Raw genomic sequence first — 2,312 nt, 5'->3', positions numbered from 1 at the left:
AGAAGACTCGAACTTCCACGGGTGTTACCCCACAGCGACCTCAACGCTGCGCGTCTACCAATTCCGCCACGGCCGCATTTGGTAGAAATGCTCACCAATCATGTGAGCGCGCCACCCATTAGCAAATGAGTTTCAAAGTGACAAGCTAATTGATGGAATTTGCGAGATTTTCCTCAACGCTATTTGTTGCGTATAATCTTTTCAGTAATATCTACAGACAATTGACCATCATCGATTTTGATTTCACCAATGGCGACAAGCGTGTTGTTTGCGTAGATCTTAAGGGGATCGTGCTCGGTGGCGTCCAGTTCAATAACGGCGCCACGGCCCATGCGGAGCAAATGGTGGATCGGCATATCGGTTGCACCAAGTTCAACCGTTATATCAACCTCAATCGCTTTTAACCTATCCATTTTACTGCCAACACCAAATCTTGATACAATAGACAATTGAAGCAGGCGCAGAATTGCCCTAAATCATGCTTCACCGAATGACTATGCTGAATTTATGGTTAGCGAACCATTAACAAAGCCAAATCACCTGCGCCAATTTGAATAGGTTAGAACACCAAGCCGATGTCACTTGCAACACTTTTTCGTCCCGACAACAAACCCACCCTATGGCAAATTGCTGACGCCCCCGTTCCTTATCCCGTTGCCCTAGAGCAAATGAAGGCGCAAGTGGCTGAGATGGCCACAAACGGCGCACAAGAGCGTGCATGGCTGCTTGAACACCCCCCGCTCTACACTGCTGGTACGTCAGCCAAAACGGACGATTTAACAGACCCATATTTCTTGCCTGTTTTTGACGCCGGTCGAGGTGGCCAATATACCTACCATGGGCCTGGGCAGCGGGTCGTCTATTTCATGCTCGATCTAAGAGAACGTGGCCGCGATGTTCGCGCCTTTGTTCGCGCGATGGAATCTTTGGTGATCGACACATTGGCGCAGTTCAATATCGAAGGCTATCAGGTTGATGGGCGTGTAGGTGTTTGGGTAAAACGCAAAGACAAGGGCCTTGGAAGAGAAGACAAGATTGCAGCAATCGGTGTGCGTGTTTCGAGATGGATCAGCTTTCACGGCATTTCGATTAATCTAAATCCTGACCTAGACAACTACAAAGGCATCGTGCCCTGCGGCATCACTGATCAGGGCGTAACAAGCTTTGAGGACCTTGGCCAATTGGTTTCAATGCCAGAGCTAGATTCTGCTCTAAAAATCGCATTTGAGCGCCACTTTGGCCCCGTCGAAACAGCTCGGTAATTTTGTGGAAATCACCTTCATGATCTGATACAAATGGGACGGAATTTCTCCTTCTCTTACAGATATTGAACGGCACAATGACCCTAGACGACTTGAAAAAACTCGCCACCAGTGGAACCATTTTCAACCTTGATCGAATGATCGGACCAAAGATCATCAAGATCCTCTACCTTTTGGGGCTTGGTGCCATCGGCATTTGGACCGTGCGCCATCTATTTGGCTCGTTCGCTCAGTCGTTTGGAGCAGGCATTTGGGGACTTTTAGAAATTGGTGTGGTTGGTCTTGGCAGTTTCGTTTTGCTGCGAGTGCTGTGTGAGACGCTATTGATCTTTTTCAAAAAGAACGAGGCCCACATTACGCTCGCCCCGACTGCCCGCCCCGCCATGAGCATTTTTGATGACGTGAAGGATGCACTGGAAGAGTTGGCAGACGACGATGCGACCTTTGAAGAACAAAAGTCAATCGAACCTGCACCAGCGAAAAAGCCGGCTGCAAAGCGAGCACCCGCTCGCAAACGTGCAGCGGCATCCAAAACCAGTGCGGCGGCCAAAACCAGCACGACGGCCAAGCCAAAATCCTAACTTCACCTACCATTTGGGTTGATGCGCAAACCGCATCAACCCATTAAAATAATTCGCGCCGTTGCAATGCGTTTCCCCTATTGAACAAAAGCAAATTCAACTATGCTGACCGAATTGGATACAATCTAACATCCGGGAAGCCCATGTCTGCGTTTGATTCTAACCCTCCTGCTTTCACCTCAACTCAAATTGACCAGATCTTGGCAGACCACTACGGCCTGACTGGTGCACAAACCACACTTGAAAGCGAACGCGATCAGAACATTGCCGTTGACACAGGTGACGCAAAATTTGTTCTTAAAATCGCAAATGTTGCAGAAGATCTTGAGTTTTTAGAGTTGCAATCAAACGCAATGGCGCACTTGGCAAAAAGCGGCTATCCATTTGCCCCCGCCCAAATCGAAAACAAGTCCGGCCAGAATATTTTCACCGTTGAATTGAACGGCCAGCGACATGCGATCCGGCTCAT

General features: G+C 48.7%; 3 protein-coding genes and 1 pseudogene. 3 read left to right on the top strand and 1 reads right to left on the bottom strand.

Translation table 11 applies throughout. The features are described 5' to 3' along the window. Positions 1–179: 179 nt before the first annotated feature. Positions 180–413 carry a FliM/FliN family flagellar motor switch protein gene (locus Q0231_RS03300; protein WP_269394035.1) on the bottom strand — a complete coding sequence of 78 codons (234 nt, stop codon included), beginning with the start codon at positions 411–413 and terminating at the stop codon, positions 180–182. Between the two features lie 162 nt (positions 414–575). Between Q0231_RS03300 and lipB the strand changes: the two genes are divergently transcribed. The 3 genes and pseudogenes from lipB to Q0231_RS03285 form a co-directional block, all read left to right on the top strand. After that, positions 576–1,262 carry a lipoyl(octanoyl) transferase LipB gene (gene lipB, locus Q0231_RS03295; RefSeq protein ID WP_299345032.1) on the top strand — a complete coding sequence of 229 codons (687 nt, stop codon included), beginning with the start codon at positions 576–578 and terminating at the stop codon, positions 1,260–1,262. A 77-nt stretch (positions 1,263–1,339) separates the two neighbouring features. Further along, the gene (locus tag Q0231_RS03290) at positions 1,340–1,843 is read left to right on the top strand and encodes a DUF4282 domain-containing protein (RefSeq protein ID WP_299345030.1); all 504 of its coding nucleotides are present in this window, start codon (positions 1,340–1,342) and stop codon (positions 1,841–1,843) included. Between the two features lie 143 nt (positions 1,844–1,986). Then, a pseudogene (locus Q0231_RS03285) lies at positions 1,987–2,312 on the top strand (hypothetical protein); the annotation flags it as partial.

It is taken from the genome of uncultured Maritalea sp. (genome assembly GCF_937139385.1).
GTDB lineage: Bacteria > Pseudomonadota > Alphaproteobacteria > Rhizobiales > Devosiaceae > Maritalea > Maritalea porphyrae_A.
The sequence above is the reverse complement of the archived record's forward strand: the minus strand, read 5'-3'. Positions and strand labels throughout refer to the sequence as shown.